At 70.6% G+C, this 18,487-nt stretch carries 16 protein-coding genes and 1 pseudogene; 9 read left to right on the top strand and 8 right to left on the bottom strand.

Translation table 11 applies throughout. The features are described from left to right. The 3 genes from GXP76_RS24320 to GXP76_RS24310 all read right to left on the bottom strand — a co-directional run. Nucleotides 1-540: NADH-quinone oxidoreductase subunit C (locus GXP76_RS24320; RefSeq protein WP_242573715.1), on the bottom strand; the 540-nt coding region annotated here is incomplete at its 3' end. After that, complete coding sequence (locus GXP76_RS24315) at nucleotides 537-1,166, bottom strand: NADH-quinone oxidoreductase subunit B (RefSeq protein ID WP_242573714.1); 630 nt, start codon at nucleotides 1,164-1,166, stop codon at nucleotides 537-539. The genes GXP76_RS24320 and GXP76_RS24315, both read right to left, overlap by 4 nt. Then, nucleotides 1,157-1,558: an NADH-quinone oxidoreductase subunit A gene (locus GXP76_RS24310; RefSeq protein ID WP_023539403.1), complete on the bottom strand. Its 402-nt coding sequence runs from the start codon at nucleotides 1,556-1,558 to the stop codon at nucleotides 1,157-1,159. Before GXP76_RS24310 ends, GXP76_RS24315 begins: the two co-directional genes overlap by 10 nt. 298 nt (nucleotides 1,559-1,856) lie before the next feature. Between GXP76_RS24310 and GXP76_RS24305 the strand changes: the two genes are divergently transcribed. The 6 genes from GXP76_RS24305 (at nucleotide 1,857) to rarD (ending at nucleotide 10,145) form a co-directional block, all read left to right on the top strand. Further along, nucleotides 1,857-3,065: a sensor histidine kinase gene (locus GXP76_RS24305; RefSeq protein ID WP_242573713.1), complete on the top strand. Its 1,209-nt coding sequence runs from the start codon at nucleotides 1,857-1,859 to the stop codon at nucleotides 3,063-3,065. 208 nt (nucleotides 3,066-3,273) lie between these two features. After that, nucleotides 3,274-4,590 (top strand): sensor histidine kinase, encoded by a 1,317-nt coding sequence (locus GXP76_RS24300; protein WP_242573716.1) that lies wholly within the window; start codon nucleotides 3,274-3,276, stop codon nucleotides 4,588-4,590. Nucleotides 4,591-4,835: 245 nt separating this feature from the next. Beyond that, complete coding sequence (locus GXP76_RS24295) at nucleotides 4,836-5,507, top strand: response regulator transcription factor (protein ID WP_078075602.1); 672 nt, start codon at nucleotides 4,836-4,838, stop codon at nucleotides 5,505-5,507. Nucleotides 5,508-5,878: 371 nt separating this feature from the next. Beyond that, nucleotides 5,879-7,861, top strand: a complete 1,983-nt coding sequence (locus tag GXP76_RS24290) for a 2-oxoacid:acceptor oxidoreductase subunit alpha (protein ID WP_242573711.1) — start codon at nucleotides 5,879-5,881, stop codon at nucleotides 7,859-7,861. Next, nucleotides 7,854-8,912 carry a 2-oxoacid:ferredoxin oxidoreductase subunit beta gene (locus GXP76_RS24285; protein ID WP_242573710.1) on the top strand — a complete coding sequence of 353 codons (1,059 nt, stop codon included), beginning with the start codon at nucleotides 7,854-7,856 and terminating at the stop codon, nucleotides 8,910-8,912. The genes GXP76_RS24290 and GXP76_RS24285 overlap by 8 nt, the downstream gene beginning before the upstream one ends. 183 nt (nucleotides 8,913-9,095) lie before the next feature. After that, nucleotides 9,096-10,145 carry an EamA family transporter RarD gene (rarD, locus tag GXP76_RS24280; RefSeq protein ID WP_242573709.1) on the top strand — a complete coding sequence of 350 codons (1,050 nt, stop codon included), beginning with the start codon at nucleotides 9,096-9,098 and terminating at the stop codon, nucleotides 10,143-10,145. Here rarD and GXP76_RS24275 read toward each other — a convergent pair. Beyond that, on the bottom strand, nucleotides 10,058-11,569 hold the full coding sequence (locus GXP76_RS24275; RefSeq protein WP_242573708.1) for an MFS transporter: 1,512 nt from the start codon (nucleotides 11,567-11,569) through the stop codon (nucleotides 10,058-10,060). The genes rarD and GXP76_RS24275 overlap by 88 nt on opposite strands. A gap of 100 nt (nucleotides 11,570-11,669) precedes the next feature. On the opposite strand from GXP76_RS24275, the gene GXP76_RS24270 reads away from it, so the two are divergent. The 3 genes and pseudogenes from GXP76_RS24270 to GXP76_RS24260 all read left to right on the top strand — a co-directional run. After that, nucleotides 11,670-12,134, top strand: a complete 465-nt coding sequence (locus tag GXP76_RS24270; protein ID WP_242573707.1) for a helix-turn-helix domain-containing protein — start codon at nucleotides 11,670-11,672, stop codon at nucleotides 12,132-12,134. A gap of 60 nt (nucleotides 12,135-12,194) precedes the next feature. Beyond that, nucleotides 12,195-12,653 carry a VOC family protein gene (locus tag GXP76_RS24265; protein WP_242573706.1) on the top strand — a complete coding sequence of 153 codons (459 nt, stop codon included), beginning with the start codon at nucleotides 12,195-12,197 and terminating at the stop codon, nucleotides 12,651-12,653. 155 nt (nucleotides 12,654-12,808) lie between these two features. Beyond that, nucleotides 12,809-13,792 (top strand): annotated as a pseudogene (locus GXP76_RS24260) (M28 family metallopeptidase); the annotation flags it as partial. A gap of 33 nt (nucleotides 13,793-13,825) precedes the next feature. Here the strand turns inward: GXP76_RS24260 and GXP76_RS24255 are convergent. The 4 genes from GXP76_RS24255 to GXP76_RS24240 all read right to left on the bottom strand — a co-directional run bounded on the left by GXP76_RS24255 (nucleotide 13,826) and on the right by GXP76_RS24240 (nucleotide 18,379). Further along, a complete protein-coding gene (locus GXP76_RS24255; RefSeq protein ID WP_242573705.1) occupies nucleotides 13,826-14,773 on the bottom strand; it encodes an ABC transporter permease in 948 nt (315 codons plus the stop codon). After that, complete coding sequence (locus GXP76_RS24250) at nucleotides 14,760-15,710, bottom strand: ABC transporter ATP-binding protein (protein ID WP_242573704.1); 951 nt, start codon at nucleotides 15,708-15,710, stop codon at nucleotides 14,760-14,762. The genes GXP76_RS24255 and GXP76_RS24250 overlap by 14 nt, the downstream gene beginning before the upstream one ends. A 138-nt stretch (nucleotides 15,711-15,848) precedes the next feature. Then, nucleotides 15,849-17,096: a DUF2092 domain-containing protein gene (locus tag GXP76_RS24245; protein ID WP_242573703.1), complete on the bottom strand. Its 1,248-nt coding sequence runs from the start codon at nucleotides 17,094-17,096 to the stop codon at nucleotides 15,849-15,851. A gap of 272 nt (nucleotides 17,097-17,368) precedes the next feature. After that, nucleotides 17,369-18,379: a polyprenyl synthetase family protein gene (locus GXP76_RS24240; protein WP_242573702.1), complete on the bottom strand. Its 1,011-nt coding sequence runs from the start codon at nucleotides 18,377-18,379 to the stop codon at nucleotides 17,369-17,371. Nucleotides 18,380-18,487: the final 108 nt, after the last annotated feature.

Raw genomic sequence — 18,487 nt, 5'->3', positions numbered from 1 at the left:
CGGCAGCATCTGGCGCCGCTTGGGGCCCGCGTGGCCCGGCGCCGCCTCGCCCGGCTCCTTCGCGCCCGGCCAGGCCTTCGCGACCCGGGCCGCGAGGACGAAGTCCTTGCGCAGCGGGTGTCCTTCGAAGGTCTCGGGCAGCAGCAGGTGCACCAGGTTGGGGTGGCCGGTGAAGGAGATGCCGAACATTTCGTACGTCTCGCGCTCGTGCCAGCCCGCGCCCGCGTAGACCCCGAGCGCGGTCGGCAGCACCGCCGCGTCGTGCGGGACGGTCGTACGGACCAACAGGCGCCGTACGGAACGGGGTTCGACCGACGCGACGTGCGCGCCGACGCGGAAGCCCGTGCCCGGTTCGTCGACGGCGCTCAGCCAGTCGAAGTACGTGCAGCCCAGCGAGTCACGGGCCGTTTCGAGCGCGGCGAGCCAGTTGGCGGCGGGGACGTCGACCGTCAGGAGATCGTACGCGCGCTCCGCCGTGGCGTCCGGGCCGAAGATCTCGGCGACGGAGTCCGGCAGGCTGTCGTACGCGTCCGAAGTCATCGGGTGCTCTCCCCCGGCGTGGGCGGGGCCGCCACCAGCCCGCTGCGCAGCGCGGCCGTGCTGGGCCGGTGCCCCCCGGAGCCGTAACGCCCGCCCAGCGACTCGCGGGAGATCTTCTCCTGGAGCTTGAGGATTCCCTGGAGCAGCGCCTCGGGCCGCGGCGGGCAGCCCGGTACGTAGACGTCGACGGGGATGATCTGGTCGACGCCCTTCGTGACGGAGTACGAGTCCCAGTACGGGCCGCCGCAGTTGGAGCAGGCGCCGAAGGAGATCACGTACTTCGGCTCGGGCATCTGCTCGAAGAGCCGCTTCACCGCCGGCGCCATCTTGTCCGTCACCGTGCCGGACACGACCATCAGGTCGGCCTGGCGCGGGCCCGGCGCGAGTGGGATGACACCGAGCCGGATGAAGTCGTGCCGGGCCATCGACGCGGCGATGAACTCGATGGCGCAGCAGGCGAGTCCGAAGTTGAAGACCCAGAGGCTGTAGCGGCGGCCCCAGTTGAGGACCACCTTCATCGGCTGCGGCGCCAGCCGGGAGAGCACGCCCAGGCGTTGCGGGTCGGGCAGCGCGACCGGGGCGGCCGGCGAGGCAGCGGTTTCCGGAGCGGCGGGGGTCACGTCCATTCCAGGACGCCCTTCTTCCATGCGTAGAGCAGTCCGACGGCCAGGAAGCCGAGGAAGATGAACATCTCGACGAGCGTCGTCGCGCCGTACCCGGGGGCCGCGAAGACCGTCGCCCACGGGAAGAGGAAGATCGAGTCGACGGCGAAGATGACGTAGAGGAAGGCGTAGACGTAGTAGCGGACCTGGGTGTGCGCCCAGCCCTCGCCCACCGGGTCGACGCCGCATTCGTACGTAAGCAGTTTCTCGGGCGTCGGTACCACCGGCCGCAGCAGTCGGCCCGCCCCGAAGGCCACGGCGACGAAGAGCACGCCGACGACCGCGAGCAGTCCGACCACCGAATAGCTCTGGAAGTACTCCGACGCGAGAACGGTCGGTTCCGGCACGTCCGTCACCCGCCCCTCGCTCCGCCGATCGGTGTTCCTGGATCTGGTCCGTGATCCGTACGCACGGGAGTCTAGGCCCTGCTAAAGGGACCGTAAGCAGTCGGTCGCGCATCAGTCATGGCGGGGTCATGCGTGGGTCCCACACCGGTCCCCGTACGGGTCGGTGCGCGGCCGGCACCCGGACGCGGCCCCGAGGGGAACACCCGCTGGTCGCACCGGTTCCGGGCGGGTGGTGGGGTTATCCCTACCGACGCTCCCCCAGCCACCCCATGGCGTGGGCACCCGCGGCCGTGCAGGCTTGGACCTTATGACCGCCCGCAACAGCTTCACCGACGACGACCGGCCGCCGCCGGCCCGTCTGGCCCTCGACCGGTACACCTGGAAGGAGATCGCGCATCTCCTCGCCAATCTCCCGGTGTCGATCGCCGGTTTCGTCTATGTCGTGTTCGTCGTGCCCACCGGCGTCGCCCTGTCCGTCACCGTGATCGGTCTGCCCTGGCTGGCCGGCGGTCTGGCCGGTGCCCGGCTGCTCGGCAAGGCCGAACGGGCCAGGGCGCGCGCCCTGCTGGGGGTCAGGATCGACGAGCCGAGCCCGCTCCGCGGCCGGAGCCGTGACGAGCGGCGCGCACGCGGCACGGAGGGTTTCTTCTCCTGGCTGTGGACGGGGCTGAAGGATCCGGTGGGCTGGCGCACCGCGCTGTACGAGTTCATCAGGCTGCCCTGGGGGATCCTGACCTTCACCATCACCACGGTGAGCTTCTTCCTGCTCTGGCCGGTGCTGCCGCACATCGCGCGCGGGCTCACGAACGCCGACCGGGCCATGGTGCGCGGGCTGCTCTCACCCTCCGACGAGCTGGAGAGCCGGATCGCGGAGCTGGAGTCGGACCGGGGCGTCGTGGTGGACACGGCCGCCGCCGACCTGCGCCGTATCGAGCGCGATCTGCACGACGGGGCGCAGGCCCGGCTCGTCGCCCTCGCCATGGGTCTGGGCCTCGCCAAGGAGAAGCTGCTGGCGGACCCGGAGGCCGCGGCGAGCATGGTCGACGAGGCGCACGGCGAGGTGAAGCTGGCCCTCCAGGAGCTGCGGGACCTGGCGCGGGGCATCCACCCGGCGGTCCTCACCGACCGGGGCCTGGACGCGGCGCTGTCCTCCGTAGCCTCCCGCTGCACCGTCCCGGTGAAGGTCGACGTCGAGCTGGACGAGCGGCCGGCGGCGGCCATCGAGGGCATCGCCTACTTCACCGTCTCGGAGCTCCTGCAGAACGTCAGCAAGCACAGCGGTGCGCGGATGGCCGGTGTCGAGGTGTGGCGGACGAAGGACAGGCTGCTGATCCAGGTCCAGGACGACGGGCGCGGAGGCGCGCGGCTGGACGGCGGGAGCGGCATGTCGGGGCTGGCCGAGCGCCTGGGCGCGGTCGACGGGCTCTTCGTGCTCGACTCGCCGGTCGGCGGTCCGACGGTCGTCACGGCCGAACTCCCGTGGCGCGAGCGGGAGCGCGGGCGCGAGGGGTCCTGACGGGAACGCGGGGCCCGGCGTGGGTACGCCGGGGACGGCCTCCGTCGCGGTCCAACCCCCGTGCGCGGGACGTGAAACCGCACCACGGGGGTGGGGAAAACCCCAGGGCGAAGACGGATACACCCCTCATGGTGCGGGCGCGATCGGCGGATGAGCATGGAGGTACGACATGAAGCACGACCGCCCCGCTCGCAGAACGGACGACTCGATGGCCACGGATTACGGCACGCGGACACAGCCACAGCGCCACACCCTTCCTCCGGCACTGCGCGCTCCGTTCACGGGCCGCACCTGGAAGGAGTTCGTCTATCTCCTTCTCAACCTCCCGATGGGCATCCTCTTCTTCGTCTACACGATCACGACCATCTCCGTCAGCGCGGGACTCCTCGTGACCTTCCTCGGCATTCCGCTGCTGGCCGCCGCGCTCATCGGCTGCCGGGCCCTGGGGGCCGTCGAGCGGACGAGGGCGCGGGCCCTGCTCGGTCTGGAGGTCGCGAGCCCGCTGCCCGTGCGCGGGGAGAAGTCCGGTCTGATGTCGTGGGTCGGCGCGGTCCTCAAGAGCGGGGTGTCCTGGCGGCACCTGCTCTACGGTCTCCTGCACTTCCCGTGGGCGCTGTTCTCCTTCGTCGTGTCCGTCACCTTCACGGTCACCGGCTGGAGCCTCTTCCTCTACCCGCTGTGGCAGTGGGTCTTCCCCGAGCACACGAATCAGGACGGCATCGCGCTGTTCAGCGACGGCACGAACGACTTCTATCTGGACACCCCGTTCGAGATAGCCGCGACCAGCGTGGTCGGTCTCGTCCTCGTCCTCGCCTCGCCGTGGCTGATCCGTGGGATGACCGCCGTGGACCGGCTGATGGTCGTCGGGCTGCTCGGCCCGTCCAGGCTGGCGACCCGCGTCTCCGAGCTGGAGTCGGACCGGGGCGTCGTGGTGGACACGGCCGCCGCCGATCTGCGCCGTATCGAGCGCGATCTGCACGACGGGGCGCAGGCCCGGCTGGTGGCCCTCGCCATGGACCTGGGGCTGGCGAAGGAGAAGCTGCTGGCGGACCCGGAGGCGGCGGCGCGGATGGTCGACGAGGCGCACGGCGAGGTCAAGGTCGCGCTCCAGGAGCTGCGGGACCTGGCGCGGGGCATCCACCCGGCGGTCCTCACCGACCGGGGCCTGGACGCGGCGCTGTCCTCCGTAGCCTCCCGCTGCACCGTCCCGGTCCAGGTCGAGGTCGACCTGGAGTCCCGCCCGGCGGCGGCGATCGAGGGCATCGCCTACTTCACCGTCTCGGAGCTCCTGCAGAACGTGAGCAAGCACAGCGGCGCGAGCCGGGCCTCGGTGGACGTGTGGCGGATGGAGGACCGGCTGATGCTGCAGGTCGCGGACGACGGCCGGGGCGGTGCGAACACCTCGTCGGGCAGTGGTCTGGCGGGTCTCGCGGAGCGGCTCGACGCGGTGGACGGGATCCTGGTGGTCGATTCGCCGGCCGGCGGCCCCACGACCGTGACCGCGGAGCTGCCCTGGCGGAAGTGACTCCCCGGTTTCCCGCTCCTCGAACCGGAGGAGTGAGACGAGCGACACAGTCGGGACAAGGCAACGGACAACAGACGCATACGCGGCTTCGGCGCACCGGACATCGTCCGGTGCGCCGAAGTCGTGTCTTCCAGTTCGATCAGTTCCGGGTCAGTGCTCCCCGCGCCGATACGAATACTGGGATGCTGGGGCCGCAGCGAGGGCGCGAAACGCGTACGCACATTCGACATGGGGGCGACACGGTCGTGGAGGACAGAGTACGAGTGGTCATCGCCGAGGATTCGGTGCTCCTGCGGGAGGGCCTGACCCGGCTGCTGACCGATCTCGGGCATGACGTGGTCGCCGGTGTCGGGGACGGCGAGGCGCTGATCAAGACCGTCGGCGACCTGGCCCGCGAGGGCGCGGCGCCGGACGTGGTGGTGGCGGACGTACGGATGCCGCCGACCCACACCGACGAAGGTGTCCGGGCGGCGGTCCAGCTGCGGAAGGACCATCCGGGGATCGGCGTGCTCGTGCTGTCCCAGTACGTGGAGGAGCAGTACGCGACCGAACTGCTCGCGGGCAGCAGCCGCGGTGTCGGCTATCTGCTCAAGGACCGGGTGGCCGAGGTCCGGGAGTTCGTGGACGCGGTCGTACGGGTGGCCAGGGGCGGCACGGCGCTGGACCCCGAGGTGGTGGCGCAGCTGCTCGGCCGGAGCCGTAAGCAGGACGTGCTGGTCGGTCTGACCCCCCGGGAGCGCGAGGTCCTCGGCCTGATGGCGGAGGGCCGGACGAACTCGGCGATCGCCAGACAGCTCGTCGTGAGCGACGGCGCGGTGGAGAAGCACGTCAGCAACATCTTCCAGAAGCTGGGCCTCTCGCCGAGTGACGGAGATCACCGCAGAGTGCTGGCCGTGCTGACGTACCTGAACTCCTGACGGAGCCCGGACCGGTGCCCGGCACGGTCGGCCACCGCGCCAGGCGCCGCGCTCATGGAGTGGGCAGGCACAAGGCCCTGGGCCGTGTTTCGAAAGTCCCGCCTGGCTCGCGGCGCCTTACGGGCGGACGGCGCTACTTTCGAAACACGGCCTAGGCCAAAAGACTGACTTCGAATCGGCACAGATCAGGATGAACACAGAGCGCCCGGGGGCGGATAAAACATGGCAAATTGCCACAGCGAAGCGTCTCAGAACGACGTCCAGTATGCGAGCGGTCCAAGGAAGGTGACCCTTACCGACGTAGGGTGGCCTTCGGGTGTTCCGGTCGCGCCGGTCAGCCACAGCAGCCGCCTCGAAGGAGGTCCAGTTCAGTGACCAGCCAGGTCAGTAGCCCGGCCGAGCAGGCCGACGGGGCTGACGACGCGAGCGAATCCGTCGTCGGCGAACAGCGCATCATGTCCGACGCGTCAGGTGTGCCGGGCGCACCCGGTGTGCCCGGCGAGAAGGAAGTCCGCCGTCTGGACCGGGTGATCATCCGCTTCGCGGGCGACTCCGGTGACGGCATGCAGCTGACAGGTGACCGGTTCACCTCGGAGACCGCGTCGTTCGGCAACGACCTGTCGACCCTGCCGAACTTCCCCGCCGAGATCCGCGCACCCGCGGGCACGCTGCCCGGCGTGTCCTCGTTCCAGCTGCACTTCGCCGACCACGACATCCTCACGCCCGGCGACGCGCCGAACGTGCTGGTCGCGATGAACCCGGCCGCGCTCAAGGCGAACATCGGCGACGTGCCGCGCGGCGCCGACATCATCGTCAACACGGACGAGTTCACCAAGCGCCCCATGGCGAAGGTCGGCTATCTGACCTCGCCGCTGGAGGACGGGTCGCTGGACGCGTACCAGCTCCACCCCGTCCCGCTGACGACGCTGACGATCGAGGCGCTGAAGGAGTTCGGGCTCTCCCGCAAGGAGGCCGAGCGTTCGAAGAACATGTTCGCGCTGGGTCTGCTGTCGTGGATGTACCACCGTCCCACGGAGGGCACGGAGAACTTCCTGCGGACGAAGTTCGCGAAGAAGCCGAACATCGCCGAGGCCAACGTGGCCGCGTTCCGCGCGGGCTGGAACTTCGGCGAGACGACCGAGGACTTCGCGGTCAGCTACGAGGTCGCCCCGGCCACCACGGCGTTCCCGACCGGCACGTACCGCAACATCTCCGGGAACCTGGCCCTGTCGTACGGGCTGATCGCCGCCGCCCACCAGGCGGATCTGCCGCTCTACCTCGGTTCGTACCCGATCACCCCGGCGTCCGACATCCTCCACGAGCTGTCGCGCCACAAGAACTTCGGCGTCCGCACCTTCCAGGCGGAGGACGAGATCGCCGCCATCGGCGCGGCGCTCGGGGCGTCCTTCGGCGGCTCCCTCGCCGTGACGACGACCTCCGGTCCCGGTGTGGCCCTGAAGTCGGAGACGATCGGTCTGGCGGTCTCGCTGGAGCTGCCCCTGCTGGTGGTGGCGATCCAGCGCGGCGGCCCCTCGACCGGTCTGCCGACCAAGACCGAACAGGCCGACCTGCTCCAGGCGATGTACGGCCGCAACGGCGAGGCGCCGGTGCCGATCGTCGCGCCGCGCACCCCGGCGGACTGCTTCGACGCGGCCATCGAGGCCGCCCGGATCGCGATCACGTACCGCACGCCGGTCTTCCTGCTGTCCGACGGCTACCTCGCCAACGGCTCCGAGCCCTGGCGCATCCCCGAGCCGCACGAACTGCCGGACCTGGGCGTGCAGTTCGCGTCGGGACCCAACCACCAGCTGGCCGACGGCACGGACGTCTTCTGGCCGTACAAGCGTGACCCGCACACCCTGGCCCGCCCGTGGGCCGTGCCCGGCACGCCCGGTCTCGAACACCGCATCGGCGGCATCGAGAAGCAGGACGGCACGGGCAACATCTCCTACGACCCGGCGAACCACGACTTCATGGTCCGCACCCGCCAGGCCAAGATCGACGGCATCGAGGTGCCGGACCTCGTCGTGGACGACCCGGACGGCGCGCGCACGCTGGTGCTGGGCTGGGGCTCGACGTACGGCCCGATCACCGCCGCCGTCCGCCGGCTGCGCACAGGCGGCCACCCGATCGCGCAGGCGCACCTGGGCAACATCAACCCCTTCCCGAGGAATCTGGGCGAGGTGCTGAAGCGTTACGACAAGGTCGTGGTGCCGGAGATGAACCTGGGTCAGCTCGCCACGCTCCTGCGGGCGAAGTACCTGATCGACGCGCACTCCTACAACCAGGTCAACGGCATGCCGTTCAAGGCCGAACAGCTCGCCACGGCTCTCAAGGAGGCCATCGATGCCTGAGGTCAACGAGCTGCTTTCCCTCGTTCCCAAGACCGAGGCCAAGCAGTCCATGAAGGACTTCAAGTCCGACCAGGAGGTCCGCTGGTGCCCCGGCTGCGGTGACTACGCCGTGCTGGCCGCCGTCCAGGGCTTCATGCCGGACCTCGGGCTGGCCAAGGAGAACATCGTGTTCGTGTCCGGGATCGGCTGCTCCAGCCGCTTCCCGTACTACATGAACACCTACGGCATGCACTCCATCCACGGACGCGCGCCGGCCATCGCCACCGGGCTCGCCTCCTCGCGACGGGATCTCTCCGTCTGGGTCGTCACCGGTGACGGCGACGCGCTGTCCATCGGCGGCAACCACCTCATCCACGCGCTGCGGCGCAACGTCAACCTCAAGATCCTGCTGTTCAACAACCGGATCTACGGGCTGACGAAGGGCCAGTACTCGCCCACCTCCGAGGTCGGCAAGATCACCAAGTCGACGCCGATGGGCTCGCTGGACGCGCCCTTCAACCCGGTGTCGCTCGCGATCGGCGCGGAGGCGTCCTTCGTGGCCCGGACCGTCGACTCCGACCGCAAGCACCTCACGAGCGTGCTGCGCCAGGCGGCCGACCACCCGGGCACGGCGCTCGTGGAGATCTACCAGAACTGCAACATCTTCAACGACGGTGCCTTCGAGGCGCTGAAGGATAAGGAGCGGGCCCAGGAGGCGGTCATCCGCCTGGAGCACGGCGAGCCGATCCGGTTCGGTGTCGACAACTCCAAGGGCGTCGTACGGGACCCGGCGACCGGCGACCTCGTCGTCGTACCGGTGACGGCGGACAACGAGCACCAGATCCTGGTGCACGACGCGCACGCCACCAGCCCCACCACGGCGTTCGCCCTCTCGCGCCTCGCCGACCCGGACACCCTCCACCAGACGCCGATCGGTGTCCTGCGCAGCGTCCGGCGGCCGGTCTACGACACGCTCATGAACGAGCAGCTCGACGCGGCCGTCGAGCGGTACGGCAAGGGCGACCTGTCGCAGCTGCTCGCCGGCAACGACACCTGGACGGTCGTCGGCTGACCCGACCGCCCGTCGCACGTCCCGGGGCCCGGATCTCGTCCTCCACGAGATCCGGGCCCCGTCTTTCGCGGCCCGCCGTCCGCACGCGCACCGGTGTCATGACCGTATGGCGATACGGACATGACAGTGCGGCCCGCGCGGCGCTACCTTCGTCGAACTGATGTGTGCGGTTCGGGAGGGCCAGTGAAGTCGGAAGGCGAGCAGCGGGCGGGGTTGCTGTACGGGATCGGCGCCTACGGCATGTGGGGTCTGGTCCCGCTCTTCTGGCCCCTGCTGAAGCCCTCCGGCGCGGTCGAGATCCTGGCCCACCGGATGGTCTGGTCGCTGGCCGTCGTCGCGATCGCGCTGCTCGTGGTACGCCGCTGGGCGTGGGTACGGGAGTTGCTGGCCGAACCGCGCAAGCTCGGTCTGCTCGTGGTCGCCGCCACCGTGATCAGCGTCAACTGGGGCCTGTACATCTGGTCGGTCAACACCGGCCATGTCGTCGAGGCGTCTCTCGGCTACTTCATCAACCCCCTCGTCACCATCGCCATGGGCGTGCTGCTCCTCAAGGAGCGGCTGCGGCCCGCGCAGTGGACGGCGGTCGCGGTCGGCCTCGCCGCCGTACTGGTGCTGGCGATCGGGTACGGGCAGCCGCCCTGGATCTCGCTCACGCTGGCGTTCTCGTTCGCGACGTACGGCCTGGTGAAGAAGAAGGTCAACATCGGCGGTCTGGAGTCGCTGGCCGCCGAGACCGTGATCCTCTTCGTGCCCGCGCTCGGCTATCTGGTCTGGCTCGGTGTCTCCGGGGACGCCACGTTCGGACCGGAGGGGGCGGGGCACGCCGCGCTGCTGGCGGCCACCGGTGTGGTGACCGCCGTGCCGCTGGTGTGCTTCGGGGCGGCGGCGATACGCGTGCCGCTGTCGACGCTGGGGCTGCTCCAGTATCTGGCGCCCGTCTTCCAGTTCCTGCTGGGCGTCCTGTACTTCCACGAGGCGATGCCGGCCGAGCGGTGGGCCGGCTTCGCGCTGGTGTGGGCGGCGCTGACGATCCTGACGTGGGACGCGCTGCGGACGGCCCGGCGTACGCGGGCGACGGCGGACGCGCTGCGACGGGCGGAGGCGGACGCGGTGTCGAAGGCGGAGGCCGAGGCCGCGATCCGCGCTCAGTCGCCGGACGTGGCCACGTCACCGGCCGGAGCCGGGGCGGAGGCCGCCGGGCGGCGCGTCGAGTCGAGCACGTCCGGCGAGTGAGGAGCGCGCGGCCGGCCGCGCCGCAGCCCCGTCGCCGTGACGGCCAGTCCCAGCACCACCATCACCACCGGCACCACCAGCGCCGCCCGGAAGGCGCTCAACTCCCCCGTCGCATCTGTCGTCGACGCCAGCCCGTAGACGGCCGTCACCGCCGAGATACCGAGCGCCGAGCCGAACTGCGTCGCCGTGTACAGCAGTCCGCTCGCCAGCCCCTGCTCCTCCGGCGCGACACCGTCCGTTGCGGCGATGGCCAGCGGCCCGTACGCCAGGGTGAACGCGACACTGGTCAGGAGCAGCGTCGGGGTCATCATCGCGAACGACCAGTCCGGGCCGACGGGCAGGAACAGCCCGTACGCCGCGATCGCCGCGACGAACCCGCCGAGCACCACCCGCATATTGCCGAACCGGCTGACCAGGACCGGCGTGAGCGTCGGCGCCAGGATCGCGTCGAGCGCCATCAGCATCAGGGCGAACGAGGTCTCCAGCGGCGACCAGCCGCGCAGCTCCTGGAGGTAGAGCGTGACCATGAGCTGGAAGCCGAAGAACGAGCCGACGAACAGCATCGCGCCGAGGTCCGCGCGGACCATCGCCGCCCTGCGGAAGATCGCGAGCCGCACCAGCGGGGCGGCCGACCGGCGTTCGACGGCGACGAAGAGGTAGACGAGCAGCAGTCCGGCGGCGAAGGCGCCCGCTGTCAGAGGCCAGCCGGAGAGGCCGTGCTCCAGCCGTACGACTCCGGCGGCCAGCAGGATCATCGCTCCCGCCGCGGCGGCGGCCCCCGGCAGGTCGAAGCCGCGCTCCGGCTTGTCGGGCACCTCGGCGGCGGCCCCGGTGCGGGGCAGCAGCCGGAGCGCGGCGATCAGGAGGGCGCCCGCCAGCAGGACGGGGGCGAAGAACACCCAGCGCCAGCCGAGTTGGGTCAGCAGGCCGCCGATGACGACGCCGAGCGAGAAGCCTCCGGCGGCCGTACCGGCGAAGACGAGCAGCGCGCGGTTGCGCTGCGGTCCCTCCTCGTAGGAGGTGGTGATGATCGACATCGCCGCGGGGGTCATGAAGGCCGCCGAGACGCCGGTGACGAAGCGGGCGACGAGCAGCATCCAGCCCTCGGTCGCGAAGCCGCCGAGGCCGGAGAAGACCAGGAAGACCGTGAGCCAGATCAGGAACATCCGGCGGCGGCCGAGCAGGTCGGCGGCGCGCCCGCCGAGCAGGGTGAATCCCGCGTAGCCGAGGATGTAGGCGCTCATCACCCAGGCCGCGGTGCCGGTCGACAGGTCCAGGTCGGCCCGGATCGAGGGGATGGCGACAGCGAGCATCGCGATGTCGATGCCCTCCAGGAAGATCGTCCCGCAGAGGACCAGCAGCAGGGCCCAGGCGCGTGCGGACAGGGCGGGGACCGGTGCTGGGGCCGCACTGACGGATGGCATGGCTGTCTCCTCGGAGCGCACGAAGGAAGGGGATCGGTTACTCGGACGAGGGTCGGTTACCTCTTGTAACCGTCTTGATCCTGCGGCACGATCGGATGCCATGGAAGAAGGCACTTCGAAGTCACCGAGGCACCCCGCAGGTACCGTCACCACCGCCTCGCGCTGCGACTACGGGGACGCGGACCCCTTCCAGTGGGACACCCGCGAGGACTGCGAGGTACGGCAGATCCTCGACCGGATCGGCGACAAGTGGTCGCTGCTGGTCATCGCCCTGCTCGACGTGAGCACGATGCGCTTCACCGAACTGCGCCGGGAGATCGACGGCATCAGCCAGCGGATGCTGACGGTGACCCTGCGACAGCTGGAGCGCGACGGCCTCGTGAAGCGCACGGTGCATCCGGTCGTGCCGCCGCGCGTGGAGTACCGGCTGACCCCGATGGGCCGGACGCTGCACACGACGATCAACGCGCTGGTGATCTGGACGGAGGAGCACCAGAACCAGATCGCGGCGGCCCGCGAGGAGTACGACCGGCGCGCGGCGGCAGAGGCGGCGGAAGTGCTCTGACGCCCGCGGCCCCGGCGTGTTCAGGGCGCACGGGGCGGTACGACCGTTACGACTGGCTCCATGACCTCGCGCACCCTCCACTGGAAACTCGTCATCGACACGACCGACCCGCACAGCCAGGCCGACTTCTGGGCCGAGGCCCTGGGTTACGAGGTCGAGGACAACAGCCCCTTGATCGAGCGGCTGCTGGGGATCGGCGCCGTACCGATCCAGCAGACGGTCGATTCGCACGGCCGCCGGGCCTGGCTCGATCTCACCGCCGTCCGCCATCCGGACGACCCCTACGACCCGGACTCGGGCGAGGGCCTGGGCAGGCGCATCCTCTTCCAGCGCGTACCGGAGACGAAGGCCGGCAAGAACCGCGTCCACCTCGACGTACACGCCGAGGACGGCCGGCGGGCGGAGGAGGTGGCCAGGCTGGAGGCACTGGGCGCGACGGCTCTGTACGAGGCGAACGAACCGGGCGGCGTGTGGGTGACGATGACGGACCCGGAGGGCAACGAGTTCTGCGTGCAGTAGGCGGGGGCGCCTCACACCGCACAGGTATCCGGAGTGCGAACACCCGTGTCCGATTCCCGCTCTTGACGCTGGGTCGAGCGCGCGTCGACCATCAGCACGCATCGTGCGCACCACCTTCCGTCAGTGTCCCCGTACGGAATTCGGAGCCCCCACACATGAAGCACTTCACGCTCTCCGTTCCCGCACGTTCCGTCCTCGTCAGCGCGCTCGCGATCGGCGGGCTGCTCGCGTCCGTCGCTCCCGCCGCGACGGCGTCACCGGCCACCACGAAGAGCGCGGCCACCACGCAGACCGCGCCCGCCGGAGTCCTCGCGGCCCCCGACATATCCCTCGCCAACGTCAAGGCGCACCTCACCCAGTTCTCCTCGATAGCCGCCGCCAACGGCGGCAACCGCGCGCACGGCCGCCCCGGCTATCTGGCGTCCGTCAACTACGTGAAGGGGAAGCTGGACGCGGCCGGGTTCACCACCTCCGTCCAGCAGTTCACCTCGGGCGGGCGCGTCGGCTACAACCTGATAGCCGACTGGCCCGGCGGCGACCCCAACCAGGTCGTGATGGCCGGCGCGCACCTCGACTCGGTGACATCGGGCGCCGGGATCAACGACAACGCGTCCGGCTCCGCCGCCGTACTGGAGACCGCGCTCGCGGTCTCCAGAACCGGGCTGCAACCGACGAAGCATCTGCGCTTCGGCTGGTGGGGCGCGGAGGAGCTGGGGCTGGTCGGCTCCCGCTACTACGCGAACAACCTGCCGTCCGCCGAGCGCGCGAAGCTCGACGGCTACCTCAACTTCGACATGATCGGCTCGTCGAACGCCGGCTACTTCGTCTACGACGACGACCCGGCCATCGAGCAGACCTTCAAGACCTACTTCGCCGGGCTCGGCGTCCCGACGGAGATCGAGACCGAGGGCGACGGCCGCTCGGACCACGCCTCCTTCATGAGCATCGGCGTACCGGTCGGCGGGCTGTTCACCGGCGCCGGGCGTACGAAGACCAGCGCCCAGGCCCAGAAGTGGGGCGGTACGGCGGGCCAGGCCTTCGACCGCTGCTACCACTCGTCCTGCGACACGACGGCGAGCATCAACGACACGGCGCTGAACCGCAACAGCGACGCGATCGCCTACGCGATCTGGGAGCTGGGGACCTGACGGCCGCTCCCCCGGCAGCCGACCTCACGCACTGATGTCCTTCGCCGTGAAACGCGCCCAGGCCGCCGAGCCGAACACGGCCGCGTACACGCCCTGCAGACCGAGATTCCGCAGCACGTCGTCCCAGTAGAACGGCTCGCGGAGCAGATCGGCGAAGGACAGCCAGTAGTGCGGGAAGAGATACGGATGGATACCGTCCAGCTGCGGGATCGTGTTCAGGATCTGCACCGTGATCACCAGCCCGACCGTCGTGGCCATGGCCGCGATCCCGCTGTTGGTGAGGGTGGAGACGAAGAGGCCGAGCGCCGCGAGCCCGATCAGTGAGGCGGCGACCACCAGCGCTATCAGCAGCGCCCTGAGCAGCCCTTCGCCGAACGAGATGCGCGTCCCCGAGATCGTGGTGACCTCGCCGAGCGGGAACAGCAGCGCCCCCACGATCAGCGCGGAGACCGCCACCGCCACGGTCGCCGCCAGGCAGAACACCAGCGTCGCGGCGTACTTGGCCAGCAGCAGCCGGGTCCGGCCCGCCGGCGCGACCAGCAGATAGCGCAGGGTGCCCGCGTTGGCCTCGCCCGCGACCGAGTCACCCGCGACGACGCCGACCGCCATCGGAAGGAAGACCGGCAGCGTCGCGGCGAGCGCGGCGAAGACGAGGAACAGCCCGTTGTTGGTGATCTGTGCGAGGAAGGCCGGGCCGCCCTCTGCCCCTCCACCTCCACCGCCGCCGCCGGCCGAACCGCCGTCGCTCGTCTCGATCTTGATGGCGATGCCGATCAGGACCGGTACGGCGGCCAGCACGCCGAGCAGCGCGAGGGTGCGCCAGCGGCGGAAGGTGGTGGTCAGCTCGGAGCGCAGGAGCCCGAACGTCCACAGCGGCGACACGGCGCGCGCGGCGACGGCGCCCGTGCCCGTACCCGCGTCCGTACCCGTTGCGGCGCCCGCGCCCGTACCCGCGTCCTCAACCCGCGACATCGAATCCCTCCCCGGTCAGCGCCACGAACGCGTCCTCCAGCGACGCCCGCTCGACCCCGAAGGCCCGGACGCGCACCCCCGCCCGTACCAGCCCCGCGTTCAGCTCGGCGGGCTCGGCCGGATCACCCTCGCCGGACACCGGCAGCTCCCCGCTCACCCTGTCCCCGGCCACGGTCACATCGGTGACCCCCAGCTCCTTCAGCACCCGCGCCGCGTCCCCCGGATCGGGCGTCGTGACCGCCAGCCGGCCGCGGGTGCCCGCCGCCAGCTCGGCGACCGTCCCCTGGGTCAGCAGCCGCCCCCGCGCCATCACGGCCGCGTGCGTGCACACCTGCTCGATCTCGTCCAGCAGGTGCGAGGAGAGGAAGACCGTCGTCCCGTCCCCCGCCAGCTCCCGCACGAGGGATCTGATCTCCCGCATGCCCTGCGGGTCGAGCCCGTTCGTCGGCTCGTCGAGCACCAGGAGCCTGCGCGGCTGGAGCAGCGCGGCGGCGAGCGCGAGCCGCTGTTTCATGCCGAGCGAGTACGCCTTCGCCTTCTTGGCGCCCGCCGCCGTGAGCCCGACCCGCTCCAGGGCCCCGGCCACCCGCGCCCGCCGGGTGCGCGGATCGGCGGTGGGGTCGGCGGAGTCGTACCGCAGGAGATTGTCGCGGCCGTTCAGGTACCCGTACAGCGCGGGTCCTTCGATCAGCGCGCCGACCTGCGGCAGTACGGCTGCGGCGGCGCGCGGCATGGCGCGGCCGAGGACCGAGGCGGTGCCCGCGGTCGGTTCGATCAGGCCCATCAGCATGCGGATGGTGGTGGTCTTGCCGGAGCCGTTGGGTCCGAGGAATCCGAAGACGCTGCCGGCGGGCACGGCGAGGTCGAGACGGTCGACCGCGAGCTGCCCGCCCCGGTAGCGCTTGCTCAGCCCGTGTGTCTCTATGACGACGGTCATCCCACGCCCATCCCTTCTCCCGGCCCCGTGCCCCGGTGCCGACGGCGGACAGCGGTCCGCCCCGCCGTACGGAGCGTACGACGGGGCGGGCCACTCGTGTGCGCCGCCGCGGTACGGGCTGTACCGCGGCGCCTCGCGCTACTTCGCCTCGTTGGCGACCTTCACCAGCGCGTCCTTGGTGACCGCGCCGACGTAGACCTTGCCGTCGTCCGTCATCAGGGCGTTCACCAGGCGCGTCTTGAAGACCGTGCCCGAACCGAACTTCCCTTCCACCTTGTCGCCCAGCGCGTCCATGAACTGCTGAGCCTGGGCCGGCATGTCCCCCGACACGGCACCGGCCGGGCTCTTGCCGCCCGTGTCGAGCCGGACCACCGAGGTCCAGCCCTCACCGATGACGTTCGGCTCGGTCCCGAGCTCCCCGGCGCCCTTGGGCACCTTGTGGGCCTCGTCCTTGCCGGTGGCCTTCGACTCGTCCGCCTCCGTCACCTTCGCGCCCTTGGGGGGCGTGAAGTCGAAGGTGGACGCGGCCGGCTTCGAGAAGTCGACCTTGGTGAAGCCGACGTCGATCGCCGCCTTGCCACCGCTGCTCGGCAGCAGGGTGAACTTCAGCGGCGTACCGGTGCCGGCGTCGACCGCGACCTTCACGGAACCGACCGTCGAGCCCTCCTGCTTGGGCTTGATCACCAGCTGGTAGGCGTCCCGGCCCGCGATCCGGGCCGTGCCGTCGACGGTGACCGAGGTGGTGCCGGCCGCGGCCTTCAGCGCCTCCCGTGCGAAGTCCTGGGGCGTGGCGGGCAGGTCCTTCGGAGCGGCCTGGTCCTTGCCCGAACCGTGCGCACCGGCCGGTGCCTTGGCGTGGTACGCCTCGTTGGAGGCGCTGTCGTACGCCCACACCTCGCCGCTGTTGTGGATCAGGCTGTACTCGGCGGCGCTGTCGAGGATCGACACACGCTGCTTGGCGGGTCCGTCGGCGGCCACCCGCAGGGTGTGCTCGCCGGAGGCCAGCTCCATCATCCGGCCGGTCGGCTCGGCGGCCGAACCGCCCTTCTCGCCGTCCTCGGTGCCGCCCTTCGGCGCGAACGCACCGGCGGTGGCACCGCCGAGGCCGCCGATGGCCGGGATGCCGAGGTCCGTCTTGACCTTGACCGTGCCGGACAGCTGCTCGGTGTCGGACGCCGCGATCTTCTCGATCAGCTCCTGCGCGCTGATCGCCGGCAGGTCCGGGTCGCCGGCCGCGGCGAGCGCGGGGACGAGGCCGATGGTCGCCGCGGCCACCGCGGCCACCCCGACGGGAACCACATAGCGCGCCGCTCTGCGACGGCCCGCCGGAAGCTCCCCGGTCCCGCCGTTCTCACCGGTGATCTGTGCGCTGTCGTTCGGTGCCATGTGTGCCCTACCTCCGTGGTCGGCGGCTCTCATCCTCTTCACTCGTCCACCCCTTGCCGCCATTCTCACTCGAATTGGTCCGGGGTGGTGCTCTCCATAAGACCAAATCAGCTCATGGGAAGCGTCAACCCGCGGACGCAACCTCGCGTACTGCTATGGGATGACAGGGGACATGGCCACCTCCCCCATCCAGTAGGGGACGGGGGAAGAACGAGCCAGGGGTACGGGCCCGGACGGGTGACGGGCGCCGGACGGGGCGTCAGGAGACGTACTCAGCCCGCCCGGTGGACGACCGCGTCGCAGAGCTCCAGCAGCGCCGACTTCGCGTAGCACTCGGGCAGCGGGGAGAGCGCCGAACGCGCCTCCTCGGCGTATCGGACGGTGTCCCGCCGCGCCTGCTCCAGCGCCGGGTGGGCGCGCAGCCCGACCAGCGCGTCCGCGTGCCGGGCGTCGTCCGTCAGGTCGCCGTCCAGCAGTTCGACCAGCGCCACGTCCTCCGGACGGCCGTGCGCCTGTGCCTGCTCGCGCAGCAGCAGCACCGGGAGCGTGGGGATGCCCTCGCGCAGATCGGTGCCGGGGGTCTTGCCCGACTCGTGGGAGTCGCTGGCGATGTCCAGGACGTCGTCGGCGAGCTGGAAGGCGACGCCGAGCCGCTCTCCGTACTGGGTGAGGATGTCGGTGACCGACTCGTCGGCGCCGGACGTCAGCGCCCCGAAGCGGCCGGACACGGCGAACAGGGCGCCGGTCTTGCCGGCGAGCACGTCGAGGTAGTGGCCGACGGGGTCGCGCCCGTCGCGCGGTCCGGCCGTCTCCAGGATCTGGCCCGTCACGAGCCGCTCGAACGCCTCGGCCTGGATCCGTACGGCCTCCGGCCCGAGATCCGCCAGGATGTGCGAGGCGCGCGCGAAGAGGAAGTCGCCGGTGAGGACCGCGACGGAGTTGCCCCAGCGGCTGTTGGCGCTGTCCACACCCCGGCGTACGTCCGCCTCGTCCATCACGTCGTCGTGGTAGAGCGTCGCCAGGTGGGTCAGCTCGACGACGACGGCCGCCGGCACGATCCCGGGGGCGTACGGGTCGCCGAACTGGGCCGCCAGCATCACGACCAGCGGCCTGAACCGCTTGCCGCCGGCGCGCACCAGATGCTGCGCGGCTTCCGTGATGAAGGGGACCTCGCTCTTGGTGGCTTCGAGGAGACCCGCCTCCACGGCCGACAATCCGTTCAGGACATCGGCTTCAAGAGCCGGGTCCCGCACACTCAACCCGAACGGCCCGACGACGGTCACGAGGGGTACTCCTGTCTGCTGACGATCACATGGATTGTCGATGTGTCGCTGCTGTCATTCAAGTCAGCGTATCCGGTCGGGTTTCGATCACCGTGGGCGCCTTCCCGG

This window comes from Streptomyces sp. NP-1717 (assembly GCF_022695985.1).
GTDB lineage: Bacteria > Actinomycetota > Actinomycetes > Streptomycetales > Streptomycetaceae > Streptomyces.
Note: the sequence above shows the minus strand (reverse complement) of the source record. Positions and strands in the feature narration are given on the sequence as shown.

What these genes read in the sequence shown, in the direction of transcription:
- GXP76_RS24245 (WP_242573703.1), bottom strand. Translation starts at nt 17,096, where the DNA reads ATGGCACCGAACGACAGCGCACAGATCACCGGTGAGAACGGCGGGACC.
- GXP76_RS24315 (WP_242573714.1), bottom strand. Translation starts at nt 1,166, where the DNA reads ATGGACGTGACCCCCGCCGCTCCGGAAACCGCTGCCTCGCCGGCCGCC.
- GXP76_RS24305 (WP_242573713.1), top strand. Translation starts at nt 1,857, where the DNA reads ATGACCGCCCGCAACAGCTTCACCGACGACGACCGGCCGCCGCCGGCC.
- GXP76_RS24285 (WP_242573710.1), top strand. Translation starts at nt 7,854, where the DNA reads ATGCCTGAGGTCAACGAGCTGCTTTCCCTCGTTCCCAAGACCGAGGCC.
- GXP76_RS24270 (WP_242573707.1), top strand. Translation starts at nt 11,670, where the DNA reads ATGGAAGAAGGCACTTCGAAGTCACCGAGGCACCCCGCAGGTACCGTC.
- GXP76_RS24265 (WP_242573706.1), top strand. Translation starts at nt 12,195, where the DNA reads ATGACCTCGCGCACCCTCCACTGGAAACTCGTCATCGACACGACCGAC.
- GXP76_RS24255 (WP_242573705.1), bottom strand. Translation starts at nt 14,773, where the DNA reads ATGTCGCGGGTTGAGGACGCGGGTACGGGCGCGGGCGCCGCAACGGGT.
- GXP76_RS24275 (WP_242573708.1), bottom strand. Translation starts at nt 11,569, where the DNA reads ATGCCATCCGTCAGTGCGGCCCCAGCACCGGTCCCCGCCCTGTCCGCA.
- GXP76_RS24300 (WP_242573716.1), top strand. Translation starts at nt 3,274, where the DNA reads ATGGCCACGGATTACGGCACGCGGACACAGCCACAGCGCCACACCCTT.
- GXP76_RS24250 (WP_242573704.1), bottom strand. Translation starts at nt 15,710, where the DNA reads ATGACCGTCGTCATAGAGACACACGGGCTGAGCAAGCGCTACCGGGGC.